This is a genomic window from Mesorhizobium sp. M7A.F.Ca.US.005.03.2.1, from assembly GCF_003997795.1.
Lineage (GTDB): Bacteria > Pseudomonadota > Alphaproteobacteria > Rhizobiales > Rhizobiaceae > Mesorhizobium > Mesorhizobium ciceri.
This window is the reverse complement of sequence record NZ_RZRP01000224.1, coordinates 1-7,873: the sequence shown is the minus strand read 5'-3', so window position 1 is coordinate 7,873 and position 7,873 is coordinate 1. Positions and strand designations below refer to the sequence as shown.

Annotated in this window: 6 protein-coding genes; 5 read left to right on the top strand and 1 reads right to left on the bottom strand. The window is 64.0% G+C overall.

Annotated features, from left to right (window positions below):
- On the bottom strand, positions 1–548 hold a 548-nt coding region (locus tag EN991_RS14660; protein ID WP_164769067.1), incomplete at its 3' end, for a peptidylprolyl isomerase.
- A 246-nt stretch (positions 549–794) separates the two neighbouring features.
- Between EN991_RS14660 and secA the strand changes: the two genes are divergently transcribed.
- From secA to EN991_RS14635, 5 genes are all read left to right on the top strand, one after another.
- Positions 795–3,527, top strand: coding sequence for a preprotein translocase subunit SecA (gene secA, locus EN991_RS14655; RefSeq protein ID WP_127369019.1), 2,733 nt, complete (start codon positions 795–797; stop codon positions 3,525–3,527).
- 186 nt (positions 3,528–3,713) lie between these two features.
- Positions 3,714–3,935: a hypothetical protein gene (locus tag EN991_RS14650; protein ID WP_127369018.1), complete on the top strand. Its 222-nt coding sequence runs from the start codon at positions 3,714–3,716 to the stop codon at positions 3,933–3,935.
- Between the two features lie 95 nt (positions 3,936–4,030).
- On the top strand, positions 4,031–5,431 hold the full coding sequence (locus tag EN991_RS14645) for a lipopolysaccharide biosynthesis protein (protein WP_013529438.1): 1,401 nt from the start codon (positions 4,031–4,033) through the stop codon (positions 5,429–5,431).
- Positions 5,431–6,711, top strand: a complete 1,281-nt coding sequence (locus EN991_RS14640; protein ID WP_013529437.1) for a GNAT family N-acetyltransferase — start codon at positions 5,431–5,433, stop codon at positions 6,709–6,711. The genes EN991_RS14645 and EN991_RS14640 overlap by 1 nt, the downstream gene beginning before the upstream one ends.
- Positions 6,712–6,943: 232 nt before the next feature.
- A partial coding sequence (locus EN991_RS14635) for a hypothetical protein (RefSeq protein ID WP_164769065.1) occupies positions 6,944–7,873 on the top strand: 930 nt, incomplete at its 3' end.

Sequence of the window (7,873 nt, the reverse complement as noted above, 5' to 3'; positions counted from 1 at the left end):
CCGTCGAGCTGCTTGATGATCGCCTCGGCCTCTTCCTTCGTCTTCACGAGGATGTGACGGGCATGCAGCTCGTTGGTGGGCGGCGTGTTGGCGATTTCCTGGTCGTAGCGGGCGCGGACCTCGGCGTCGGTGACCTTGTCGACGACACCCTTCTCGACCATCTCGCCGTGCAGCGCGCGCTGCTGCAGGAAGGCCATGCGGCGCTGGAAGTCGGGATCCTTGTCGAGCCCTGTGGTGACCGCCTGGGCGGCCATGACGCGGATCTCGATGGCAGCCGAAAGGGCGGCGGCACGGCGCTGCTCGGGCGGCAATTGTGCAAACTGCTGCGACAATTCCCCTTCGGCAAGCACCAGATCTGCTTCGGTCAGGGGCTGACCGTTGACCGTGGCGATAACCTTATTGGGATCGACCGGTGCCGCGGCTGGCGCTGCTGCATCCGCCGGAGCGGGAGCGGTTTGCTGCGCCGTCACAGGCGAGAGCGAAAGGGCCGACAGGCCGACGGCCAAGCCAAGGCTGGCGAGCGACGCGCGGCGAAACAACAGGGACATAGGGGGACTCCGGTGGGGATTGTTAAGAGGGGTGCTTCCAGATCGGCCAGATTGTGGCGGAATTTGGCGCAGCCAGCAGGGCCAGCGCGGCGTTGACATCAGTTGAGCCCCCTCTTATCTGTCCAACGACTTTGCGTCCAGAACCGTTTTCCGGGCGCTTTTTGTGTTTGTCCACGTTCACGTGGAATTGATGGGGCCGCCCGGCGCTCATCTCAAGATTGAGAATTCTATCGAAAGGACCATTGGATGGTCAGTCTCGGCGGTCTCGCCCGTAAGGTTTTCGGTTCCTCCAACGACCGTCGGGTCAAATCGACCCGGCCCCGTGTCGAGGCGATCAACGCCATGGAAAACGAGATGCGGGCGCTTTCCGATGAGGAATTGGTCGGCCGCACCGCGAAATTCCGCCAGGACATCGCCAACGGCGCCACGCTCGACGATCTGTTGGTGCCGGCCTTCGCCACCGCCCGCGAGGCCGCGCGCCGCGTGCTCGGCATGCGCCCCTTCGATGTCCAGCTGATCGGCGGCATGGTGCTGCACAATGGCGGCATTGCCGAGATGCGCACTGGCGAGGGCAAGACCCTGGTCGCGACGCTGCCGGTCTACCTCAACGCGCTTGCCGGCAAGGGCGTCCACGTCGTCACCGTCAACGACTATCTGGCCACCCGCGACTCCGAATGGATGGGCCGCGTCTACAAATTCCTCGGCCTCTCGGTCGGCGTCATCGTCCACGGCCTGTCCGACGAGGAGCGCAGCGCCGCCTACGCCGCCGATGTCACCTACGCCACCAACAACGAGCTCGGCTTCGACTATCTGCGCGACAACATGAAATACGAGCGCGCCCAGATGGTGCAGCGCGGTCACAATTACGCGATCGTCGACGAAGTCGATTCCATCCTGGTCGACGAGGCACGCACGCCGTTGATCATTTCCGGTCCGCTCGAGGACCGTTCGGAAATGTACAACACCATCGACACCTTCATCATCCAGCTGCAGCCGCAGGATTATGAGATCGACGAGAAGCAGAAGACCTCGATCTTCACCGAGGAAGGCACCGAGAAGCTCGAGAACCTTTTGCGCGACGCCGGCCTGCTCAAGGGCGAGTCGCTCTACGACGTCGAGAACGTCGCCATCGTCCACCACGTCAACAACGCGCTGAAGGCGCACCGGCTGTTCCAGAAGGACAAGGACTATATCGTCCGCAACGGCGAGATCGTCATCATCGACGAGTTCACCGGCCGCATGATGCCGGGCCGCCGCTATTCGGAAGGCCTGCACCAGGCGCTCGAAGCCAAGGAGCATGTGGCGATCCAGCCGGAGAACCAGACGCTCGCCTCCGTCACCTTCCAGAACTATTTCCGCCTCTACAAGAAGCTGTCCGGCATGACCGGCACGGCGCTGACCGAGGCCGAGGAATTCGGCAACATCTACGGCCTCGAAGTCACCGAGATCCCGACCAATCTGCCGGTGATCCGCATCGACGAGGACGACGAGGTCTACCGGACGGTCGAGGAGAAATACAAGGCGATCGTCAGGGAGATCCGCGAAGCCAGCGCCAAGGGCCAGCCGACGCTGGTCGGCACCACCTCCATCGAAAAGTCCGAGCAGCTGGCCGAGCGCCTGCGCAAGGAAGGTTTTACCGATTTCGAAGTGCTGAACGCCCGCCATCACGAGCGCGAGGCGGCGATCGTCGCCCAGGCCGGCAAGCCCGGCGCCATCACCATCGCCACCAACATGGCCGGCCGCGGCACCGACATCAAGCTCGGCGGCAATGCCGAGATGCGGATCGAGGAAGAGCTGGGCGACATGCCGGCCGGCCCCGAACGCGAGGCGCGGGAAAAGGAAATCATTGCCGACATTGAGCGGCTGAAGGAAAAGGCATTGGCCGCCGGCGGCCTCTATGTGCTGGCCACCGAACGCCACGAATCGCGGCGCATCGACAACCAGCTGCGTGGCCGCTACGGTCGCCAGGGCGACCCCGGCCGCTCGAAATTCTTCCTGTCCCTGCAAGACGATCTGATGCGCATCTTCGGCTCCGAGCGCATGGACGGCATGCTGCAGAAGCTCGGCCTCAAGGAAGACGAGGCGATCATCCATCCGTGGATCAACAAGGCGCTGGAAAAGGCGCAGAAGAAGGTCGAGGCGCGCAACTTCGACATCCGCAAGAACCTGTTGAAATATGACGACGTCTCCAACGACCAGCGCAAGGTGGTGTTCGAGCAGCGCATCGAACTGATGGACGGCGAAGGCCTCTCCGAAACGATCGCCGAGATGCGCGAAGGCGTCATCGACGAGATCGTCGCCAAGGCCATTCCCGAAAACGCCTATGCCGAGCAGTGGAACGTTGCCGGACTGAAGGCCGAGATCGCCGAGTTCCTGAACCTCGACCTGCCGGTCGAGGACTGGGCCAAGGAAGAGGGCATCGCCGAGGACGACATCCGCGAGCGCATCGCGCAGGCCGCCGAAGCCGCCGCCAAGGAGCGCGCCGAGCGTTTTGGCCCCGAGGTGATGAATTACGTCGAGCGCTCGGTAGTGCTGCAGACGCTCGACCATCTGTGGCGCGAGCACATCGTCAATCTCGACCATCTGCGTTCGGTCGTCGGCTTCCGCGGCTACGCCCAGCGCGATCCGCTGCAGGAGTACAAGGGCGAGGCGTTCGAACTCTTCCAGGCCATGCTTGGCAATCTGCGCCAGGCCGTCACCGCGCAGCTGATGCGCGTCGAACTGGTCCGTCAGGCCGCCGAAGCGCCGCCTCCGGAAGCCCCCGACATGTTCGGCACCCATATCGACGGCACCACCGGCGAAAACGACTTCGAAGGCGGCGAAACCGCCCTCCTGGTCCGCCCGGAGACAACCGCAATCGTCGCCCCCGAAGACCGCGACCCCGACAACCAGGCCACCTGGGGCAAAGTCGGCCGCAACGAAGCCTGCCCCTGCGGATCGGGAAAGAAGTACAAGCACTGCCACGGGGCGTTTGCGTAAGGGGCGCTTTTCCTTCTCCCCGTTCACGGGGGTGAGGCGTGGTCCGCGTAACGGACGAAAAGCCAATTGCTTGGCTTTTCGAACGACGAACGCCCGGAGCGATAGCGAAGGGCTGGAGTGCCGACGTTCGCGATTAGCCAATCTCCCCACCTGAGGGGGAGATGGCCGGCAGGCCAGAGGGGGGCGATGTCCCGCCGACTAAGCCGCCTCGAACTCGAACTTCAGCTGCGCGGCCTCATCCTCTGGCAGCCAAGGCACCATCTGAGGCACGATCTTGCGATAAAGCCGGGTGCTATCCTGATCGGCAACGTCTCCGTGCTGCGCGCCTCGGCGATGATGAAACAGCGGCGCAACCTCAAACGCCTGCGCCGCCCCTCACCCGCCTGCCGGCACGTTCTCCCCGTATAGGGACGGGGCGAAGGAACTTCTCACCCAACCGTTTCTTAATGTGTCTCCGCTACACCAACGCCTGAAAAAGAAGCGGAAAACGGAGAGAAATCGGGGTGCGCTTTTCCGCGGCCACGACTGCCGGGCGGTTCTTGCCGCAGCGTTGGGCGCTGCGCATGGGGCCGTTGCTTGGCCGCATCGATGCCGTGCTGTTCACCGCCGACGAGCGCGGCGAGGCCAGCCGCATGTCGGTCATCGCCTTCTCGGTCCGCATCGTCAGCGCCGTCATTGCCTTCGTCAGCCAGGTGCTGATGGCACGCTGGATGGGCTCGTTCGAGTACGGCATCTTCGTCTTAGTCTGGGTGACGATGGTCATCGTCGGCAATCTCGCCTGCCTGGGCTTCCACACCTCCGTCATCCGCTACATTCCCGAATACCGCGAGCGCGGCTTGATGGACGAGTTGCGCGGCATCGTGCTGGCCAGCCGTCTGTTCGTGCTGATCGCCTCGACGCTGATTGCCGGGCTCGGCGCGCTCGGCGTCTGGCTGGCGGCACCCTGGATCGAGAGCTACTATGTGATCCCGTTCATCCTCGGCGTCATCTGCCTGCCGATGATCGCCATGTCCGACCTCCTGTCGGGCCTGGCACGCGCCAACAGCTGGGCGCTGTTTGCCCTGTCGCCGACCTATCTGGTGCGACCGGTGCTGATCCTGCTGTTCATGGCGCTGATGCTGTTGGCGGGCTACGCACCCGATGCCAGGACCGCAATCTTTGCTTCGATCGCCGCCACCTACGCCACAACGCTCGGCCAGCTTATCGGTGTCACCCAGCGCATGGAACGGCAGATTCCGGCCGGGCCGATGAAGGTCCATTTCGCGCAATGGTTCATCGTCTCGCTGCCGATCTTCCTGGTCGAGAGCTTCTTCTTCCTGCTGACCAATGCCGACGTGCTGATGGTCGGCGCCTATATGGACCCCAATGACGTCGCCGTCTATTTCGCCACGGTGAAGACGCTGGCGCTGGTGCATTTCGTCTACTTCGCCGTCAAGGCCGGCGTTGCCCAGCGCTACGCCCAGTTCACCCATGGCGACCCGCAAAGGCTCGCCGCCTTTGCCCGCGAGACGGTGTCGTGGACGTTCTGGCCTTCGCTGTTGATGGCGCTGCTTGTGCTGGCGCTCGGCGAGCCGATGCTGGTGCTGTTCGGCCCGGAATTCAGCAGCGGCTATCCCTTGCTGTTCCTGCTCGTCTTCGGCGTCGCGGCGCGCGCCGCCGTCGGCCCCTGCGAAAGCCTGCTGACGATGAGCGGCAACCAGAACATCTGCGCCGCCGTCTATGCCATGACGCTGGCCTTCAACATCGCCCTCAACGTGATGCTGATCCCGATGTTCGGCCTGTGGGGCGCGGCCATGGCCACCGCCTTTGCCATGATCTTCGAAGCCGGCGCGCTGTCCTTCACGGTGTGGCGCAAGCTCGGCATCGTCATGCTTATCTTCGTGCCTGCGAAAGGAGCCGCGTGATGGCTGCCATCCCGTTGCTTGAGGAAACCAGCGGCGGCACCGCCGGCGCCATGGTGTCGGGCCTTGCCGGGCTGACCCGTGACGCCGACCCCGCCCATATCGAGATTCTCGCCAACAACCGGCCCGAGCGCAAGCTCGCCATCTACCCGGCATCCGCCGGCTTCGACCTGGTCGAGGAACTGGATTATCTCTGCGCCCGCACGGTCGAGCCCAACGTGTTCTTCAACCCGCGTTTCCTTGCGCCCGCCATGCCGCGGCTGGAGGATCGCGAGGTGCGGCTGGCGGTCATCCGCGACGGCGACGAATACCGCAACCGGCTGCGCCTTCTGGTGCCGTTCTCGGTGGAACGGCCGGTGGTGCCGCTCGGCGTGCCGGTGATGCGCACATGGTCGAGCCCGTTCGGTCCGCTCGGCACGCCGCTGGTCGACCGCGACGACCCGGTGGGCGTCGTCGAGGATTTCTTCTCGATGCTGTCGCGCCCGCATCTCAAGCTGCCGAAAGTGTTCGTCCTGCCCGATGTCCGGCTCGATGGCCCGGTGGCGAGCCTGTTTGCCACCGTGGCCGAGACGCGCGGCCTGATGCTGGTCACCACCGGCCAGACCCTGCGCCCGGCGCTGGAAAGCGAGCGCGACGGCGATGACTATCTGAAGGCCTCGCTGCGTTCGCACCATTATCGCGAGTTCCGGCGGCTGAAGCGGCGCCTCGGCGACCTCGGCAGGCTGGAGCATGTCGTGGCGCGCGGCCCCGAAGACATCCGCCACGCCATCGAGAACTTCCTGACGCTGGAGGCGGCCGGCTGGAAGGGCCGGGAACGCACCGCCATGGCGATCGACCGTTTCCGCGCCGCCTTCGCCCGCGAGGCCGTGCACCGGCTGGCCGAGCAGGACATGTGCCGCATCCATTCGCTGACGCTCGACGGCCGCACCATTGCCTGCCTGATCGTCTTCGTCGAAGCCGGCATCGCCTACACCTGGAAGACCGCCTATGACGAGACGCTGGCCAGCTATTCGCCGGGCACCTTGCTGATGATCGAGGTGACCAGGCAGCATCTCGACGATCCCAACATCATGATGACCGATTCCTGCGCCGTGCCCGACCATCCGGTGATGAGCCGGCTATGGGCCGAGCGCAAGCCGATGGGCACGCTGGTGATCGGCCTGACGCCGGACGCCGACCGCCTCACCCGCCAGGCCGCCTCGCAACTGCACCTCTACCGCGAAACCCGCAACATGGCCCGCCTGCTGCGCAACCGCATGAAGAGCTTGTTGGGGCGGCGCTGAGAAAAGGCAAGGGTGCGGTTCTGGAAGGATGGCACATTTTCGCTGCAATATTTGACACAGAGGTGGCCGGGACTTTACTTCGATTGCCCAAGAGGCAAGCGCTAAGATCGACTTCCGCTTCAAAAAAACGAGATTTCTTGCAGCAATTTTCCGGTGAAACCCGGCAAGATCTACTCGCATTCTTGTGCTTGATGCACGATAGTCTAGTGATTCAGTCCGCGATGAGAGAAAAATGTCGCTGAATCATGAGGCCAACGGCGCCCGGCACATCAGTGCGAACGACAGCGCCGTTGTCCGAAGGGCCGACGAAGACTTCGAAGAACTGATTCGAAGCATCCGAGCCGCCACGCATCAAGCTTTGCCTCTCTTCGAAGAGGAGCCCGTGACCGGATTGGCCCAGTCAGACACGCTGGCCGCCTCCCTCGGCTCGACTTCGGCCCGGACGGGCTCGAGTCAGGCCCACGCCATGCGCGGCTCCTCGCTCTTGTCCAACGATGACGACTTGGCGTGGTCGTTGGTTGAGGACTATGTGGCCAGGTTCGATGCGCAAACGCACGATGCCGACGCTCCCGATACGGACAAATGGGACTTGCAGGAAGAGGTGGCGAAGCTGCAACGCTTGCAGGATCGCACCTCGAAAGAGCTTGGGCGAAAATCGCGCGAGCTATCGATCGCAAGCAAGACCATCGCCGACCTGGAGGTCCAACTCAACAGGGCACGGCAGACCATTGCGCAGGCGGATAGGCATGCCGGCCAGCGCGCAACACGGTTCCTCGAAGCGAATGTCGAGGTCGAGCGCCTGGGACGGAACCTGGCGCGCGTGTCGGGGCAACTCCGCGACGAGACCATGGCCAGGCAAGCCGCCGAGCAGGCGCGTGAGGACGTTGCATCGCGGCTCGCCAGCTTGCAACAGGCCGCCATGCTGCTTCGTTCCAAGGTCGCGGACTATCAGCTCCACAACGAACGACTGACCGGCAAACTATCTGCGCAGATGCTTGTACAGCAGGACCTGCAGGCGCGGCTGTCCACGGTCGAGCATCAGCGCGGCGTTCTCGGCGATTGCGCCGCCGCCGCGCAGGAACGGGCCGTGGAACTTGAAAAGAGGTTGCGCTTGCTCCAGCGCAGCGCCCCCGATCAAAGCGTGGTCCGCGCAACGCCGAGC